The sequence below is a fragment of the Arthrobacter sp. Ha26 genome, assembly GCF_059091705.1.
In genome coordinates this window covers 479154-496487 of the sequence record NZ_JBNHGX010000001.1, presented here as the reverse complement: position 1 = coordinate 496487, position 17334 = coordinate 479154, and the positions used below count along the sequence as shown (strand labels likewise).

Sequence of the window (17334 nt, the reverse complement as noted above, 5' to 3'; positions counted from 1 at the left end):
CGGCCCGCAGCTGGCTAGTTGCTGCCGACGGTCACCGTGATGGTGGCACCCTTGCAGGCGTTCTGGTCGACGGCGGGCTCATCGGTGAACGTGAGCAGTCCGGTACCGAGAGGGTGTGAGGTAACTCGGGCGGGGACGGTAGTTGCGCCTGACGGGACAGTGGCTTTGAACCACGCTGGGAGGCAGGCACCATCGCTGGTAGTCACTACCGGGTCCACCAGGGTCACCGGCGTGCTGCTTGAGTTCGGGTTGACCGCCTTGTAGGTGATGGTCTTGGCCTCGCCGCCGGGAGTGATGCCCTGCTCGAAGGACACGTTGATGGTTACGGGTGACGTGCCAGAACCCGCTGCGGCCTGCCCGGAACCGGAGCCCGTGGTGCTCCAGTAGGCGTAGGCTGCGCCGCCACTGACGGCGACGAGTGCCACGGAAGCGGCGGTAGCGGCGATCTTGTTCTTCTTGGTCATTGGACGCATGGAAAGACTCCTTGAAAGTGGTGAGTGAGAACCCGTTCCCCCATGAGTGGCCCCATCCAGGTGCCTTTCGGTGGATCGATGACCCAATATTTTCGGCTGCCGGCCTGCGCAACAACACGTAGCTGTACCCGAATGTGCGTGCATCCGGGCAAGGTACTACTTGGTTTCCGGCGTTACTACTCGGACCACAGCCGGTACTCGAATCTGTGGGGTGGTGCTCCTTTGCCCTGCAATTGAGGGCGGACGAACTTGAACAGGTAGTGCGGGAGGCAGTTGTCAGAGAAGCCCGAGGGGACGTGCAGACCTGTGCCCTTGATTTTTATGCTGTCCAAATCTTGACCAAACCTGCGGGCGATTCTTCACAGGATCCTGAACCTTCGCGCGTAGCTTGGGTCCTCAGGCAGGAAACACCAGGAAGGGCAACGGACATGACTATCACCGAATACGCCGTAGCACTGGGCGGCATGCTGGCATCATTGGCAGGAACGGGGCTCCTGGCCGCCGCTCTCATCAAGGCCAAAGCCCGCCACTAGGGCAATTACCTCGTACCCAGGTCTTCGAACACCAGGAACGTCTGGGTATCGAGCACGCCGGGCATGGACTGCAGCTGGTCGAAGATGACCCGGCGCAGGTCGATGTTGTCCACCACACGCACCAGCAGGATCACGTCGAAGTCGCCTCCCACCAGGGCCAAGTGGTGCACTTCCGGAATGGCTGCCAACAGATCGGGCAGTTCGCGCCAGGAATCCTGTTTCAGCTTCAGCGTGACGTAGGCGGACAAGCGGAGCCCGGCCTTGATGGGGTCCACTAGCGCGGTGAACCTGGACAACACGCCCTCGGAAGTCAGCCGGCCGATCCGCGTGCATGCGTGCCGCCCGGCAAACGGCGGTTTTCGAAGGGCGCAGGCACGAGGGCCGGGCTCATATGGTCATGGAGCATAACTGGATTTATTTGCCAGGTGGTGCTGCCCGCAGCACCCGGTATCATTAGTCACATCAGCACCGCTGGGTACTGCGCGAGGGGGCTTGCAGGCTGATGGAGACCGATCTGCGCCAATCCACTCACCTGGAATGGGTGGACGCCGTGAAGGGTGTCTGCATCGTCCTTGTCGTCCTCGTGCATGTGACCAACAAAGAGTTCCTCTTGACCCCCGCTCCGATCTGGCTGCACGTATTGTGGGATGCGCTGGGCCGCGGCCTCAATCCTTTGCGAATGCCCCTGTTTTTCCTGGTATCGGGGCTGGTTGCGGCTGCCTCATTACGGCGACCTTGGGGCGTCGTAAGGCGGAAACGTGTTGCGCAGCCGTACTACCTCTACGCTGTTTGGCTGGTCATCTCCTGCGCTATCTATGCAGCGTTAGGGAGCAGCTTGGATGGTGACAGCGCGGCCACCGCGGCGGGGACAGCATGGGCCCTGCTCTACCCGGCATCGAGCCTGTGGTATCTCTATGCTCTTGCTGCATATTTCCTCGTCGCGAAGTTGCTGTTCCAGTTTCTGCCTAAGCATGCAGGGCTGGGGATTGCCGGGCTGTTAGCGTTGGTGGCTTCGTTCTGGCCGTTGACGGTGCAGATTGGGGTTCTCGGGAACTTTGTGTTCTTCCTTGCCGGCGCGTTCTACCCCGATCAGATCAAGGCAGTGGTGGCGCAGGCTACACCCAAGACTGCGGTGGCGGCCTGCTTTGTGTACCTTGCCGTGGTGGGGCTGTTCCTTCTCGGCTCACAAACCGTTCCGGGTATCCGTCCTCTGGGCAATGCCGCAGCCACATGGGTCGGACTTACCGTCGTTGCAGTCCTAGCCAGGCATCCACTCTTTACTCGGTTTTGGGGGACGATTGGTAGGAACACCTTGCCGATATACGTCCTTCACCTGCCGTTGCTGGCCCTCGTGGCGGTGCTGAGTAATAGTGGCTTCGAAAGCGGGCCACTGTCCGTAGTTATCGGGGCCGTCTATCCGCTCCTTTTGACCGGAGTCCTCGTCGCAGCAGCGCTCGGAATACGGGCACTGCTGCAACGCTTGGGACTTCGGTTCCTGTTCTCCCTACCCACTCAAACGAAAGCCCAGGTGCCATCATGAGCCGCACACTGACCCGCCGCACACTGACCCGTATCGCAGCGTCAGTCAGGTGGATTGCGTCTGGGTCTGCGAGGTTGAGCGGGCCAGTGCCAGGTCCGCCAGCGGCGTAGAACGGTGCGGAAACGTCGAGGAAGGCGACTTTTCGGGGTCAACGTCCGCGATCTCCTTGAGGACCTGCCCGTAGGCGGCCCAGGTGTTCGCCGTACCGTCCGTCACCGCGGTATCGAACCGCTCGTAAGGCTGTAACAGTACTTGAACCAATGGAGTGCTGACCGCGGCCTTAACGCGGCTGATCCGACTGAGGACGTTGGACCGGTATGTAGCCAAAGCAACGTCGGGCGAGAAGTCGTTGGAGCCGATTATGTGGAAGACCGCTAGCGGCGCGATGGCGGCAACCTTGTCCGCTTCGGCGTCGGTGAGGTAGTTCCCGGAGATGGTGCCGGATTCACCCGCGTTGTACCAGTGAACACCAGGCGCGCTGCAGACGGCGTTGATACGACCATGTTCGGTTCGGTGCCGGATGCGGGGGACTGCGCCTGGATTCGACGGAGCATGATGTCCGTGTAGCGGGCGTCCGCGGACGTTGCTGCGTGACCGGCTGTCGTGGATGAGCCTGTGAAGACCAGTCGCGCCGGGACGCTGTTCCGGGCGGCAAAGCCAGCGTGCAGCTTCCCCACGGCCCGGCTAACCACGCGGGGTGAGTATGCCCTATCCGCTGCGGAGGCATCCAACTTGCCTTCCGTGGCTGTCGCAATTGTGGCAGAAAGTGGCATCCCGTGCGTCTAAAGGAGTTTGTTGGGAGAGAACTACAACCAACGGTCTAGCGCGTATCCAGGTCCTCGAACACTAGGAAGGTCTGGGTATCGAGGACGCCGGGCATGGACTGCAGCTGGTCGAAGATGACCCGGCGCAGGTCGATGTTGTCCACCGCACGCACCAAGAGGATCACATCGAAGTCGCCGCCCACCAAAGCCACGTGGTGCACTTCCGGGATGGCGCCCAGCTGGTCGCGCAGTTCCCGCCAGGCATCCTGCTTCAGCTTCAGCGTGACGTAGGCGGACGAGCGCAGCCCGGCCTTGATCGGGTCCACCAGTGCTGTGAACCTGGACAGTACGCCCTCTGACGTGAGCCGGCCGATCCTCGTGTAGGCGTGCGCCCGGGAGATGTGGACGTTCTCAGCCACCTGCGTGACGGACATCCGGCCGTCCCGGGTCAGCTCGGAAATGATCCTGCGGTCAATCTCGTCCAGCGGAACAGGTTCCGTTGCCGCATCCCTCGTTGCCAATTGTCCACGCACCCGTCGGTAAGCTGGCTCATATTTGCAATACGTCTCCCAGTGTAGGCAGAACTAGGCACCTTCTCCACGATTTTCAGAATGCTGGATACGAAACCTCTCCCGAACCCGTGCCTGGAAGGAATAGTGGGTTCACAGGGCGGATCGATAACGCCGTCGCGTTCGAGGCGAGCACGAGTGCGGTGACCGCGACGGCGAGGTTACGTGACCGGCAGGCGAATTGCGGGCCGGAGTCGGACGCCCCGACAATGGTGCCCATGACTGCTGTGTCCCTGTTGGCCTTCGGCGGCCTGTGCCTGCTGCTCTCCGTGACCCCGGGCCCGGATACGTTCCTGGTGCTGCGGATCTCGCTCCGCAGTGCCGGCGCCGGGATTGCCGCGGCGTTCGGCTCGGCCGTGGCGTCCATGGTCTGGGCCGTGCTGGTGGGCGTGGGGCTTGCCGCTGTGCTGGAGGAGTCGGCGGAAGTGTTCCGCTGGCTGAAGATCGCGGGCGGGCTGTACCTGCTGTACCTGGGAATCTCGTCGCTGATCCGGGCACGGCGCGGCACACCGTCCGGCACGCCGGGGCCCTCGCCGCGCCGGGAGTACAGCCGGAAGGCCGGATTCGGCGCGGGAGCGCTCTCCACACTGCTCAACCCTAAGGTGGGCCTGTTCTACCTGGCCGTAGTTCCGCAGTTCATTCCGCACGGCGGCAACACGCTGGACACGGCCATGGTGCTGGGTGGCATCGAGAGCGCGATCGGGTTCGTCTACCTGGTGGCCGTATCCATCGCCGCGGCGAAGGCCATGGCGTGGCTGCAGCGGCCCCGGGTGAGCAGTTCGCTCGAACGCGGCAGCAGCGGCGTCCTCGCCGCGCTCGGCCTGGGCATGGTGGCATCGAGCGTCGGCTCGTAGCTTTTGACTAGCGCGCGCCTTGTGCTTCGAGCCGTTTCAGGCCCTGCCGCAATGAGGCCGCCACGGGTGCACCGCGCGTCGCCACAATGACAAACGCTGCAATGCGCCCTTGAACGCTGGTTGGAGTCCGGTCCCAGATGACGTGGATCTGCGACCCGCCGTCCCTTGGAGTGATCCGCGCGGTGACATAACTGCCGGGCGCGCAGAAATTGCTCTCGCGCACTGTCCAGGTAACGGCGTCTGGCGCGGACCAGTCATAGTGTTCCTTGGCCCAGATCGTGCCGCCGGGAGCCTTGCTGCCCTCCCTGATGTCCGCAGAGGTCTCTCCGATCTCGTATACCTCGTACAGGGGCGCGTAAATGCCAGGCCAGATCTCCGGCCGGCGTGGGCTGAAGTCCAGGAGCGCGTCCCGGATTTTTTCCGCTGGTACACGGGAATTCATCGCAATTTCCACCCTGGGCATGTCCGCTCCTTCCGTGATGCCTCAGGTTCAGCGCAGTGGATAGTCCGCCGTTCTTCGAGCCGGTGGCCGCATAGCCGCGGCCACCTCAATAGCGCATCGTTCAGCAAACGGTGCGGCCAAGCTTTAGAACTTTGTCCGTGCCAGCCTCATGACCAGAACTCGTCCGCCTTGGCTGTGTCATCGAAGTACTCCCGGCCCTCTACGACCTTGCCGTCGCGGATCACGAAGGCGATAACGGCTTCGGTGTCCATGGTTTTGCCGTTGCTTTGGGCATGGCTTTGCTGGATCCCAACGGTGTGGTTTTCGCCGCCGACAACATCCTGTACCGTCACCCGGAAGGATCCTTGGGAGCGTGTGCCAAGCTCGCCAAAATACGCCAGGACCGCCTCGCGCCCCTGCTTCTTTCCGGACAACGCGCCGCTGCCGGCCGGATACCAGACGGCGTCCTCGGCAAAGAGGCCGGAAAGTGTCTCCATATCTCCGGCGTTGAAGGCCTCATACCCGCGGCGCACCAATTCCGCGTCTTCCTGAGCACCCATCTCACGTCCACCAACCTCTCTGTTAATCCATAGTGATGCGTGGCGATTTAAGGCTAGGCCTGCAGCTGGTTAGTGTCGACGGCCCGTGCGCCGGGTTTCGAGCGGTTCTGGAAGTAGGGCAAAATCGAGCACTAAGGGGACATCTGGGGAGGATTTCGGTCTGTGAAACGAGGGTCTTGGCGCGGGGGCGGCAAGGTGGCTCCGGCATGCCTGCGGGCTGCGTTGGCTGCTATCTGTGCCACGGCGATCATCTGCGGCGGGGATGAACCTGTTGAGCCCCCTGCTGCCATGACGGCTGCTCACGAGCGAGTCAGCAGTACCACGACACCGAATTTTATGCCCGACCCCCTGGCAGGCGTGCTGCAGCGTCCCGCGCAGGTCAACGGCGGGTACGCGATGTCGCTTAACGCCAGGGTCGGCGAGCGTCGTGTCCGTGCATCCTGGACGTACGTGGACGGGCTGCCGGCGTTGAACGGGCATATGGATTCGTGGCTGCTCGTAATCCTGGACGCCACGGCGGGCGCGGGGAGCCGGTACCGTCCCGCGATGGCACTGAACGCCGGGGAGCCAACACATCAGGCACTGAGTATCTCCGCCAAACCGGTTCAGGCCTTGGGGACGTTGATGGTTGTCCGGGAAAGAGTCGAAGACTCCGCGCCCGACGGCACCACTTCCGTACGTTCGGCCACGATGTACTTTGACACCGTTTCCGGCGCCATGCACCCGGGCACGGACCTGTTGCGGCCCGAGGCCGTGCGGGACATTCGGGCGCGGGTTCTTGGCGTCCCGGCCGGCATAGCGGTGCCGTCCGGGCAGGAACCCGCGGTGACCGACCTGGTCCTGGACCCCGCCGGCGAACTCGCCGTGACGGCGCAGCTGACCGGGGTGCCCGGCCAGGCAGCGCGCGAACTGACGACGACACTGAACGCCAGCGAAACCTCGGAGCTTCTGAGCGATTATGGCCAGCAGGCCCTGGCCCAGCTAAATACGGCCGCGGCGCCCAGGCCAGCCATCCCACCCGCACTTCGTCACATCAACTGCGACCTCGTACCTTGCGCGGCACTGACCTACGACGACGGCCCGGACGCCCGCACCACACCGCAACTGTTGGACATACTCAAGGAGAAGAACGCCCAAGCCACCTTCTTCATGACCGGGTCCAATGCCACCGCCAACCCCTCGATCGCACGGCAGGTCGCCGACGCCGGGCATGCCATCGGAAACCACAGCTTCAGCCACCCCTACCTAACGAAGCTGTCCGCACCGGACGTCCGGAAAGAGACCGACCGCACCGATGCCGCAATCCTCGCGGCCACGGGCTCCACCCCGACGATGATGCGCCCGCCCTACGGGGCGGCCGACGCCGCCGTCCAGACGGCCGTGGGCAAACCCCTGATCATGTGGGCCGTTGACTCGCTGGACTGGCAAAGCAAAAACCCGGCCGCGTATGTGCCGAAAGTCCTCAATGAAACCACGCCCGGCGCCGTCGTCCTCATGCACGACGTCCAGCCCACCACCATTGCCGGGCAGCAGGAACTGATCTCCGCCCTACAAAGCCAGGGCTACCACCTTGTGTCCGTCCCGCAACTCTTCGAAGGCACACCGCTGACGCCCGGACACGTCTACAGATCCCGGCCCGCCCGGCAATAAGCCACTGGCTGCCCGCAGTTATCCTTCAGGGCCCCCTCTGGTTACGGCTCACGGGATGAAGCGCGGTACGCGTTCCGGGCCGCGTCGAAGAATGTGCGCGTCGGAGACGACCGAGGGTGTCGTCGGCGTTTCCCCGCCCGCCCGCCCGCCCCGACCCACCCGACCTGGCAATCCTCCGTCCGGCCGAGTCGGGCATTTCGTCCACAACCCCTGCCCGTAAGCCAGCTCACAATTGCAAATCGTCTTGCGGATAAGTCATTTCAGAGCAGCTTCTCCACGATTCCTCAAGATGCTGGATACGAAACCTGCGGCGGGCAGATACTGGGAAGGAATAGTGGCAACAGAAGGACGGAACAATGACGATCTCCGCAGACCACACCGCGCCGCACCGTGCGGGCGCGCAGCCGGCAGAGGACGCGCTCACCGAAGCCGTCAAGAAGTTCGGCATCACCGCCGAGGACTACATGCTCCCGGCTAGGCACCAGATCGAGATGGTGGACCCGGACGGCCGGCTCTTGCCCGAGGGTGAGCAGGGCACCGAACCCGGCCACGAGTACCCCTTGCCCGGCGATGAGGAACTGCTGGCCGCGTACGAACAGCTCGTCGTCGGCCGCCGCGTCAACGACCAGAACTCTGCACTGGTCCGGCAGGGCCGGATGGCCGTGTACCCGTCCAGCCATGGCCAGGAAGCCTGCCAGGTGGCGGCCGCCCTGTGCCTGTCCGAGGGTGACTGGATGTTCCCCACCTACCGCGACGCCGTGGCAGTGATGACCCGCGGCGTGGACCCCGTGCAGGTGATGACCATCTTCCGCGGCGACTGGCACGGCGGGTTCGATCCGCTCCAGCACAAGGTGGGGATCCAGTGCACCCCGCTGACCACCCAGCTGCTGCACGCCGTGGGCGTGGCCCACGCAGCCAAGCTCCGCGGCGAGGACACCGTGGTGCTCGCCATGTGCGGTGACGGCGCCACCAGCGAAGGCGACTTCCATGAAGCGCTGAACTTCGCCGCCGTCTTCCACCTGCCCGTCATCTTCTTCGTCCAGAACAACAAGTACGCCATCTCGGTGCCGCTGGCACACCAGTCCGTGGCGCCGTCGCTCGCGCACAAGGCCGTGGGCTACGGCATGGCCGGCGAACGCGTGGACGGCAATGACGTCGTCGCCCTCCTCGCCGTCCTGGACCGGGCCGTGAAACTGGCCCGGGAGGGCTCCGGCCCCCTGCTGGTGGAAGCCAACACCTACCGCATGCAGGCCCACACCAATGCCGACGACGACACCCGCTACCGCGAGAGCGCTGAGGTTGCCGAGTGGCGGGCGAAGGATCCGGTGAACCGGATGCGTGCGTACCTGACGGACCGCGGCCTGCTGGACGATGCCGTTGAGGCGCGGATTGCTTCGCACGCAGAAGCGGTGGCCACCCAGCTGCGCGAAGGGCTCAGCGAGGACGTGCCCGTGGACCCGCAGGAACTCTTCCGCCACGTGTTCGCCAAGCAGACGCCCCAGCTGAAGGAACAGTCCGCTCTGCTCGCCGACGAACTCGCCCGCGACGCAGCAGCATCATCACAGGAGGCCGGCAAATGAGCCCCACCATCACCACCTCATCCGAGGCCAACGGCAACGTCAGCGCCGCAACCGCCCGGGCCGCCGCGTCCGCCGCTGCCAGCGCCGAAGCCGCCGGCCCGCAGCCGGTCACCATGGCCAAGGCGCTGAACACCGCGCTGTTTGACGCGATGGAGGCTGATTCCTCCGTCCTGGTGTTCGGCGAGGACGTCGGAACACTCGGGGGAGTCTTCCGCATCACCGACGGACTCACCGCAACGTTCGGCGAGCAGCGCTGCTTCGACACCCCGCTGGCCGAGTCCGGCATTGTGGGCATGGCCGTGGGCATGGCGATCAACGGGATGCGCCCCGTGATCGAGATGCAGTTCGATGCGTTCGCCTACCCGGCGTTCGAGCAGATCGTCAGCCACGTGGCCAAGATGCACAACCGCACCCGCGGTGCCGTGAAGCTGCCCCTGGTGATCCGGATCCCTTACGGCGGCGGCATCGGGGGAGTGGAGCACCACTGCGACTCCTCCGAGTCCTACTACGCCCACACCGCCGGCCTGAAGGTGTTCACCCCGGCCACCGTGGCGGACGGGTACCGGATGCTCCGCGAAGCCATCGACTCGGACGATCCCGTGGTGTTTATGGAGCCCAAGAAGCTCTACTGGTCCAAGGACCTGGTGGACCTGGGTGAGCTGCGGCGCCTTCACACGGAAGGCACGACGGCGGGCCTTGCGTCTGAGGGGCGTGCCGCCGTCGCGCGTCCCGGCACCGACGCAACCCTGATCGCGTACGGGCCCTCCGTCCCCACCGCGCTCGCCGCCGCCGAAGCGGCTGCTTTGGAGGGGCGCTCCCTGGAAGTGATCGACGTGCGCACCATCGTCCCGTTCGACGACGCCACCGTCTGCGAATCTGTACGCAAGACCGGCCGGGCCGTGGTGATCGCCGAGGCGCACGGCTTCGCGTCCGTGTCCTCGGAGATTGTGGCCCGGGTGCAGGAGCGCTGCTTCCACTACCTGGCCGCGCCCATCCGCCGTGTCACCGGATTCGACATTCCGTACCCGGCGCCCAAGCTTGAGAAGTACTACCTGCCCGGCGTGGACCGCATCCTCGACGCCGTCGACGACCTTCAGTGGGAGAACTGATTTTTATGAGCGAGACGCGTGTGTTTTTGTTGCCGGACCTGGGCGAGGGCCTCACCGAAGCGGAGCTGGTGTCGTGGCACGTTGCCGTTGGCGACTCGATCGCTGTTGATCAGCCGATCGCCGAGGTGGAGACCGCCAAGTCCACGGTTGAGGTGCCTTCCCCGTATGCCGGGATTGTTGCCGAGCTGTACGGTCAGCCTGGCGAGACCCTGGACGTTGGAAAGCCGCTGATCTCGGTGACGCCTGTTGGTGCTTCTCCCGTAGTTGATTCAGGTCCGGTGCCTGAGCCTGCCGAGCCCGAAACAGAGCCAGACGAAACCGAACTGGGTGAGCCCGCGGATTCTGCTGGGGAAAGCCAGCCTGAGGCGGAGGCCTACCGGGAAGAAGAAAAGGCCGGGTCCGGCAACGTGCTGATCGGCTACGGAACTCCGGGCGGTCATGGTGTTGCCCGCCGGACACGCGCCCGCAAATCGTCTGTTGCGGTGGCCGAGCCCGTTTCCACGGCCACCGCAGCCAAGGACCTCGACGACCTCTCCCTCCTGCGCACCCGTGTCCCCGGCAAGCTCGGTGCCGTGATCTCCCCGCTGGTGCGCCGGATGGCCCGGGAGCACGGCGTGGACCTCGGCGAGCTCCCCGGCTCCGGCGAGGGCGGACTCATCATGCGCAAGGACGTTGAAAAGGCGATCAGTGCGCCGGCGGTTGAGCCGGCCGAAACCAAGCCTGTCGAAACCAAGCCTGTCGAAACTCAGCCTGCCGAAACCCAGGGCCGGGACGCCCGTACAGGCCTGGGCATTGCCTCCCGGACACCCGTCAGGGGAGTGCGCAAGGCCGTCGCCGCCAACATGGCGCGGAGCCGCTCCGAGATTCCGGAAGCAACGGTGTGGGTGGACGTGGACGCCACAGCGCTCCTCGAACTCCGCGAGGGGCTTAAGGTTGGCGGCGCCCAAGTACCGGGCCTGCTGGCGTTCATCGCGCGTTTTGTCACAGCTGGGCTAAAAAAGTACACGGAGCTGAACACCCGTATCGAAACCGCGGATGACGGGTCCCAGGAGATCGTCTCGTTCGACGGGATCAACCTCGGCATCGCTGCCCAGACCGACCGCGGCCTCGTGGTGCCCTCGGTGCGGGCCGCGGAGAAGCTGACGGCGCGCGAGCTGGATGCGGAGATCCGCCGGCTCACCGACGTTGCACGCCAGGGCAAGGCAACACCCACCGAACTGGGCAGCGGAACCTTCACGCTCAACAACTACGGGGTGTTCGGTGTGGACGGCTCGGCCGCGATCATCAACCACCCGGAGGTGGCCATCCTCGGCCTCGGCCGGATCATCGACAAGCCGTGGGTGGTCAACGGTGAGCTGGCCGTCCGCAAGGTCACCGAGCTGACCCTCACGTTCGACCACCGCGTGTGCGACGGCGGCACCGCTGCCGGCTTCCTCCGCTTCATCGCGGACGCGATCGAGAACCCGACGGGCCTCCTCGCGGATATCTGACCCAGCCAGCTCCTGATGGTGAGGCTCACGACGGCGCCGCGTGCCGTCGTCGTACGTCTCCATCCACGCCCTAAGCCGCATGATCGCGGCCGGGCGGCGCTAAAATCCCGAAACAAAAAAATAGGGTAGGCACACGCATAAAATGCCGTTGTCTGGGAAGAGGCGCCGGGCAGAAACTGATGCAATGAGCGAAGCCAAAGCGCATCCCTTCGCCTTCAGGTGGAGCGTGGGAACTCATGCCGTAGTGGGCGGTCTTCTGGGTTGGTGGGCAAGAAATTGGGTGAACCCCTGCAGGTTCCATTACGACCCCACGTTCTTGCGGGGCAATCCGGACACCGCCAGTTTTCTTATGAGGGAACAGCGGGTTTCCCCGGGAAACCCGGGGGACCTGGCCTGTGGGATAGTTCTGAGCGGCCCACCCGAACTCGTTGGTACCGTGGCGGGGGTAATTCTCGGCATCCTGGTGGGGGTGGGCCTGACCATCTACTTCGAATCACAGTCAACGCCGTCTGGCTAAGGTAAGGCGTACGACGGCGGCCGCGCGCCGTCGTCGTACGCCTTACCTTCTGGAGGACTTAGGCCCGGCGTTCGGCGAGGTCTGCAGCGGTGCGGATGAAGTCGCAGTCGCTGGGCGAGAGGACAGTTTCACCGTGCCGGTCCTGGTCGAGTTGGGCTCCGGTGGTCTTCTCGATGGTTGCCACCACAGCCCTTGGAAGGATTTTGCACCCGGGATTATCCACAAACCATTGCCGCGTGTCTGGCTCGAGCCGGTCCCACAACTCTTCAATGCCCATTTTCAGACAACCTCACCCTTTGTCGTTCCTGAATGAAACACGTACCCCACTGGACGGAGGCACTTGGTTGGCCAAACCCCTTCTCAGGCAGGACACACGGGTGGCCGGAAAGTGATTCAGAGGCGGAAGGGACCACGCCGTCCCCTCCGCGTCCATCCCCAGCACCATGAGCCCCCCATCAAAGGAATCCAGCCTCCTGGTACGGATCCTTCTCCCTCTATGTGAACGGAAAAGGAACTTCCGAATAGCGACGGACAGGCATTTTCAGTCGATCCGCACCTACGAGTCTGATCCGCAGCGATGGAGAGGTCAACGCAATTTTTCTTTGGGCCGGTAGCACCCTCGGTCAACACTGCAAGACCCGGCTCAGTACGTTGTTCACTTCCCTGAGCCCTGTCAAGAGCTCTGCGTTGGCTTGTCTGGCAGGGTTCCGGGGTGCCTGGTGCCGGTATGATGTGCCGGTGACGAGGAACGGTGGGGGCCCCAGTATCACCAGGCAGGAATGGCTCAGGTACGCTGCACTTTTTGTGCTGGCCGTGGCCGCATTCGGGGTGGCGGCACTGGCCCTGACGAGTCCGCGCGGCCCTGCCGAAGCCCTCCCGGTGTCAGTGAGCACGGCGGCGGCCAGGCCTGCCGCTACTGCCTCCGTTGCTAGCGCACCCCCGGCGTCCCTGACTCCCACACCCACGGCAACCGCAACGGCTCAACAGCCCGGAATTGAGTTGCCGGCCGAACCCATTCTGCTGATCGTCGGTGACTCCTACACAGCCGGGGATGGTGCCGACCGGCCGGACCGGGGGTGGGCGTACCTCGTTGCGGGGGAGCTCGGGTACCCCGCCAACGTAGACGGCGTGGGCGGAACCGGGTTCGCCTGGGGCGGCGGGGCGAATGATCAGCTGGGTGGCGAGTACGAAGTCCGGTTGCGGGATATCGCGGCCAACCCTTCCTTTGTGCCGAATGTGCTCATCCTCCAGGGCGGCCAAAACGACTCGCAGGTCACCAATCCGGCTGAAGTTGAAGCGGCCACTGCCCAGACCATCGAGGCTGCCCGCCGGTTCTGGCCCGGTGTCCAGGTGGTAGTGCTCGGGCCGTCGGCGCCGCAACCCCTCGCGGAGGAACTACGCCCCGTGAACAGCGCCGTCCGTGCTGGTGCGGCAGCGGCCAACGCCCCGTTTGTTGATGCCCTCGAGGCTGGCTGGTTCACGAACGCCAACAGTCCGCGCTTCGACGCCGATGGCGCCCACCCAAACACCGCCGGCCACGCTTACATCGCGGGGAAGTTCCTGGAGTCCTGGGCCGGGCTGACCGAATAGCCATATGCAAGACTTGCCCGATGATTACCGAACACGCGCTGCTTCCCGTCATCACCGGCCAAGAAGAGGAATTTGAGGCCGCATTCGACCGCGCCCGTACGATTATCGCCTCGATGCCAGGCTTTATCTCTTTATCCCTCTCGCGTTCCATCGAGACTCCCAGCACGTACTTGCTGCTGGTGCAGTGGGAGAGCCTGGAAGACCATACCGAGGGTTTCAGGGGATCGCCGGAATATCAGCAGTGGCGGGAACTGCTGCACAGGTTCTACGAGCCGTTTCCCCTGGTGGAGCACTACGAGCTCGTGAACTCCGCCCAGCCCACGCTGGCTGAAAGGTGAGGCGTACGACGGCGGCAAGCGCCGCCGTCGTACGCCTTTCGCTTAGGAAGATCAGCACTATCTTGCTGAATTAGGTCGCTAGCTGCCGCACCCAAGGTAATTACAGCAATTTCGGAAATATTTTGCGGATCAGGGCAGTGGTCTTGGTCCGGATAAGCCGTGCGAGGACTGCACCGCCGGGGGAATTCGTGGCCTGTTACAGCAGGCAAGCTTCGGTCAGCCGGGCAGGCGGCTCACCCGGTCCCGGAGGTAGGTCCGCTCGGCGTCGTTATCGGTAAGGATCAATGCTTCCTCGAAAGCGATGCGGGCCTCCTCATGGCGGCCCAGCCTAGCCAGGAAGTCGGCGCGGGCGGCGGCAAGGTACGGGTAGCGGGCCAGCTGCGGGTCCACTCCGAGGGCGTCCAGTTCGGCCAGGCCTTCCGCAAAGCTCACGGCGAAGCCAAGGGCTATGGCCCGGTTCAGTTGGACCACGGGGGATGGCCACCTCTCCATCAGCACATCGTAGAGGCCCAGGATTTCCCGCCAGTCGGTCTCCCGCCACGATTCGCTCTCGTCATGGACGGCCGCGATCGCGGCCATCAGCGCGAAGCGGCCCGGCGTCCGGGAGGTCAACGCCTCACGCAGGAGCGCCACTCCTTCCTCGATGGCCGGCCTGTCCCATACGGACCGGTCCTGGTGCTCCAGCAGGACCGGTTCACGGTTCTGATCCAGCCGGGCGTCCCGGCGCGCGTCCGTGAGCAGCACGAGGGCCAAAAGCCCGGCCACATCGATGTTGCCGGGAAGCAGGAGGCGCAGCATTCGCGCCAGCTCAAGGCCCCGCTCCGCGAGATCTCCGCGCATCAGGTCCGCTCCCGATGGGGCCGTGTGCCCGGTGGTGTAGACGAGGTACACGACGGACAAAACGCCGTCGATCCGCTCATGCAGCTCCGACGCTGCCGGTACCCGGTAGGGGACTCCTGCCGCAGCGATCTTCTTTTTCGCCCGGGTGATCCGGGCGGCGATGGTGGCCTCCGGGACGAGGAACGCCCGAGCAATGTCGGCGGTGGACAGCCCGCAAACCAGCCGCAGCGTGAGGGCAACCTGGGCATCCTGACCAAGGGCCGGGTGGCAGCAGGTGAAAATCAGGCGGAGCCTGTCATCGGGGATCTCCACCGTTCCTTGCTCCGGCTCACCGGGTGGGGACTCCTCCGGCTCCACCAGCTTGGGGAGCGCCCGCTGTTCTGTGGCTGCACGGCGGTGCATGTCCAGGGCCCGGCGGCGGGCGGCCACCGTAAGCCAGGCCCCCGGATTCTTCGGAATGCCGCGCTGACCCCACGTGGCCAGCGCGCTGGCATAGGCATCCTGGACGGCTTCTTCGGCGTTATCGATGTCACCGGCAACACGCACCGTTGCCGCCAGCACGAAGGCCCACTCCCGGCGGTGCGCATCGGCAACGGCGGCAGCAACCTCCGAGCTGGCGGCCTGTGGCATCAGCTGACCACCCGCACGGGCCGGACCTCCACCCCGACGCCGGCAGGAACTTCCTTGGCGATCTCCAGGGCCTCATCGAGATCCTTCGCCTCGATCAGGAAGTAGCCGCCCAGAACCTCCTTCGATTCAGCGAACGGGCCGTCAGTCACCGAGAAGCCGCCGGAGCCGTCCTTCCGGATGGATGTTGCCGTGGCAGCCGGCTGCAGGGCTGCCCCGTTCACCAGGGACGCTGCGCGGCGCTGCATAAACTCCTGGTAGGAGGCACTGATGGACTCGCCTTCGGCCTGCCTTGCCACCGTTTCATCCTGGAATATCAGGACCAGATACTTGGACATTCCGTAATCCTTTCGGTTTGTGATCGGGCCCTTCCTGCCGGGCCCTCACTTATTCGACGCACAGCCATGGCCCAGATCGACAAAGTGCAGCCGGCTCTTTGAAGACAAACCTAATGGGCCGGGTGCCTCCCGGGAACTTCAAGGGCCCATGGGTAGAATCGACCACTAACGAACGCACACTGCTTTGCCGGAGGTACGGAGAAACAATGTCGGAATGGCTCGAAGTCGGCGCGAACAACCATGTGCTGGTCACCGAAGGATCGCTGCTGAACACGGGACTGATTGTCGGATCCGAGCGGGCCATGGTGATCGATACCGGCTGTGGCCCGAGGCAAGGCCAGGAGATCCTGGACGCCGTGCGGGAGAAGACCCGGCTGCCGCTTGTCGTGGTCAACACCCACGCCCATTACGACCACTTCTTCGGCAATGCGGTATTTGCCGAAGCCGGTGTCACCGAATTCTGGGCGCACCGGAACTGCGCCACCGAAATCGATGAACGCGGGGACCTCCAGCGCCGCTTCGTGGGGACGCTGGAACCGGAGATGTCCACCGGCGAAGGCCGGAACGTGGAGCTGGTGGTGCCCAACGCGATCGTGAAGGACCAGCCCGTGCTGGTTGACCTGGGCGGCCTGGCCGCCACCCTGTTTTACCTGGGCAGAGGCCACACCGACGGCGACCTGCTGGTGGGCACCCCCACCACTCTCTACGTGGGCGACCTGGTGGAGCAGGGCGCGCACCCGTCCTTCGAAGACTCGTATCCGGAGGAGTGGGCGGACGCTCTCCGCCATATCTCGGCCCTCCGCCACCGCTACGAGTTCCTGATTCCGGGGCACGGGAAGCCGTGCAGCGACCAGTTCGTCAAGACCATGGCGGACACCATGACCACCGCTGTCCGCCAGGCACGCCAATCCATCCGGGACACTCCGGACGATGCCACCAAGGCCATACCGGTGCTGCCCTACGGGCCGGAGCAGTCGCGCTGGTTCATCAAGCGGCTCCAGGAGACCCGCCGGGAACAGTAGCCGGTGGACGTGCCGGTGTGAAGGCCAGTTAATGCAAAAAGCAGGTACAGCAAGTAGTCCCGCCGAGATGGCGGCGCAAAAGATGAGTACCCGGCACCCATGACCGGTTGCAGCGCCGTCCGTAGGGTAACCGGATAAGGGATGACCGCAACGCAGCGTCTTGATTGGGGTCCCCCGCTGAACCAGGGGAGGACAGCCATGCAAGCATCCGTCGCAATACCGGTGCCGGCCGGATGGACCCCGGGGGTAGAATCCAATGACTCCTCTTGGACGGAGTGACGCCTTGGAGACAATTCAGCACCGTGCCCGCGCTTTGGTCCTCGTCTTGATCATGGCTCTGACGGCTGTGGCTTGCGGCGACCTCCGCGGGCCTGGAACTTCAGCTCCGCCCCAAGGTACTAAAGCAGGTTCAGAGCCAAGCAGCCCCGCATCCGGTTCTGCACAGCCAACCACAGACGCCACTTCTCCATCCGGAGAGCCCTCTGCAACCTCTGATCC

18 protein-coding genes and 1 pseudogene are annotated in these 17334 nt (G+C 64.4%); 10 read left to right on the top strand and 9 right to left on the bottom strand.

Annotation, left to right across the window (positions count from 1 at the left end):
• Window positions 1-14 precede the first annotated feature (14 nt).
• Window positions 15-473: a hypothetical protein gene (locus AC5RVY_RS02330; RefSeq protein WP_493953080.1), complete on the bottom strand. Its 459-nt coding sequence runs from the start codon at window positions 471-473 to the stop codon at window positions 15-17.
• A 538-nt stretch (window positions 474-1011) separates the two neighbouring features.
• Window positions 1012-1344, bottom strand: a pseudogene (locus tag AC5RVY_RS02325) (Lrp/AsnC family transcriptional regulator); the annotation flags it as partial.
• Window positions 1345-1508: 164 nt separating this feature from the next.
• Here AC5RVY_RS02325 and AC5RVY_RS02320 point away from each other — a divergent pair.
• Window positions 1509-2546, top strand: a complete 1038-nt coding sequence (locus AC5RVY_RS02320; RefSeq protein ID WP_493953079.1) for an acyltransferase family protein — start codon at window positions 1509-1511, stop codon at window positions 2544-2546.
• A 45-nt stretch (window positions 2547-2591) separates the two neighbouring features.
• Here the strand turns inward: AC5RVY_RS02320 and AC5RVY_RS02315 are convergent, their stop codons facing one another.
• A complete protein-coding gene (locus tag AC5RVY_RS02315) occupies window positions 2592-2762 on the bottom strand; it encodes a hypothetical protein (RefSeq protein ID WP_493953078.1) in 171 nt (56 codons plus the stop codon).
• A gap of 604 nt (window positions 2763-3366) precedes the next feature.
• Window positions 3367-3831, bottom strand: coding sequence for an Lrp/AsnC family transcriptional regulator (locus AC5RVY_RS02310; RefSeq protein WP_493953077.1), 465 nt, complete (start codon window positions 3829-3831; stop codon window positions 3367-3369).
• A 266-nt stretch (window positions 3832-4097) separates the two neighbouring features.
• Between AC5RVY_RS02310 and AC5RVY_RS02305 the strand changes: the two genes are divergently transcribed.
• Window positions 4098-4733, top strand: a complete 636-nt coding sequence (locus AC5RVY_RS02305) for a LysE family translocator (protein WP_493953076.1) — start codon at window positions 4098-4100, stop codon at window positions 4731-4733.
• 7 nt (window positions 4734-4740) lie between these two features.
• On the opposite strand, the gene AC5RVY_RS02300 is transcribed toward AC5RVY_RS02305, so the two are convergent.
• Entirely contained in the window at window positions 4741-5196 is a 456-nt protein-coding gene (locus tag AC5RVY_RS02300) for a hypothetical protein (RefSeq protein WP_493953075.1), read from the bottom strand.
• 146 nt (window positions 5197-5342) lie between these two features.
• Window positions 5343-5735, bottom strand: coding sequence for a nuclear transport factor 2 family protein (locus AC5RVY_RS02295; protein WP_493953074.1), 393 nt, complete (start codon window positions 5733-5735; stop codon window positions 5343-5345).
• Window positions 5736-6071: 336 nt separating this feature from the next.
• On the opposite strand from AC5RVY_RS02295, the gene AC5RVY_RS02290 reads away from it, so the two are divergent.
• The 5 genes from AC5RVY_RS02290 to AC5RVY_RS02270 all read left to right on the top strand — a co-directional run bounded on the left by AC5RVY_RS02290 (window position 6072) and on the right by AC5RVY_RS02270 (window position 12081).
• Window positions 6072-7385, top strand: coding sequence for a polysaccharide deacetylase family protein (locus AC5RVY_RS02290; protein WP_493953073.1), 1314 nt, complete (start codon window positions 6072-6074; stop codon window positions 7383-7385).
• A gap of 356 nt (window positions 7386-7741) precedes the next feature.
• Window positions 7742-8965 carry a pyruvate dehydrogenase (acetyl-transferring) E1 component subunit alpha gene (gene pdhA, locus AC5RVY_RS02285; protein WP_493953072.1) on the top strand — a complete coding sequence of 408 codons (1224 nt, stop codon included), beginning with the start codon at window positions 7742-7744 and terminating at the stop codon, window positions 8963-8965.
• Window positions 8962-10074 (top strand): alpha-ketoacid dehydrogenase subunit beta, encoded by a 1113-nt coding sequence (locus AC5RVY_RS02280; protein ID WP_493953071.1) that lies wholly within the window; start codon window positions 8962-8964, stop codon window positions 10072-10074. The genes pdhA and AC5RVY_RS02280 overlap by 4 nt, the downstream gene beginning before the upstream one ends.
• A 5-nt stretch (window positions 10075-10079) precedes the next feature.
• The gene (locus AC5RVY_RS02275) at window positions 10080-11564 is read left to right on the top strand and encodes a dihydrolipoamide acetyltransferase family protein (RefSeq protein WP_493953070.1); all 1485 of its coding nucleotides are present in this window, start codon (window positions 10080-10082) and stop codon (window positions 11562-11564) included.
• A 349-nt stretch (window positions 11565-11913) separates the two neighbouring features.
• Window positions 11914-12081 carry a hypothetical protein gene (locus tag AC5RVY_RS02270; RefSeq protein ID WP_493953069.1) on the top strand — a complete coding sequence of 56 codons (168 nt, stop codon included), beginning with the start codon at window positions 11914-11916 and terminating at the stop codon, window positions 12079-12081.
• 58 nt (window positions 12082-12139) lie between these two features.
• Here AC5RVY_RS02270 and AC5RVY_RS02265 read toward each other — a convergent pair whose 3' ends face one another.
• Complete coding sequence (locus AC5RVY_RS02265) at window positions 12140-12358, bottom strand: hypothetical protein (protein WP_493953068.1); 219 nt, start codon at window positions 12356-12358, stop codon at window positions 12140-12142.
• Between the two features lie 461 nt (window positions 12359-12819).
• On the opposite strand from AC5RVY_RS02265, the gene AC5RVY_RS02260 reads away from it, so the two are divergent.
• Complete coding sequence (locus AC5RVY_RS02260; protein WP_493953067.1) at window positions 12820-13671, top strand: SGNH/GDSL hydrolase family protein; 852 nt, start codon at window positions 12820-12822, stop codon at window positions 13669-13671.
• A 20-nt stretch (window positions 13672-13691) separates the two neighbouring features.
• The gene (locus tag AC5RVY_RS02255; protein ID WP_493953066.1) at window positions 13692-14009 is read left to right on the top strand and encodes an antibiotic biosynthesis monooxygenase family protein; all 318 of its coding nucleotides are present in this window, start codon (window positions 13692-13694) and stop codon (window positions 14007-14009) included.
• 216 nt (window positions 14010-14225) lie between these two features.
• Here the strand turns inward: AC5RVY_RS02255 and AC5RVY_RS02250 are convergent, their stop codons facing one another.
• A complete protein-coding gene (locus AC5RVY_RS02250) occupies window positions 14226-15479 on the bottom strand; it encodes an RNA polymerase sigma factor (protein ID WP_493953065.1) in 1254 nt (417 codons plus the stop codon).
• On the bottom strand, window positions 15479-15814 hold the full coding sequence (locus AC5RVY_RS02245) for a YciI family protein (protein WP_493953064.1): 336 nt from the start codon (window positions 15812-15814) through the stop codon (window positions 15479-15481). The genes AC5RVY_RS02250 and AC5RVY_RS02245 overlap by 1 nt, the downstream gene beginning before the upstream one ends.
• 206 nt (window positions 15815-16020) lie before the next feature.
• Here AC5RVY_RS02245 and AC5RVY_RS02240 point away from each other — a divergent pair, with 206 nt between their 5' ends.
• Window positions 16021-16836 (top strand): MBL fold metallo-hydrolase, encoded by an 816-nt coding sequence (locus tag AC5RVY_RS02240; protein WP_493953063.1) that lies wholly within the window; start codon window positions 16021-16023, stop codon window positions 16834-16836.
• The last annotated feature ends 498 nt before the right edge of the window (window positions 16837-17334 follow it).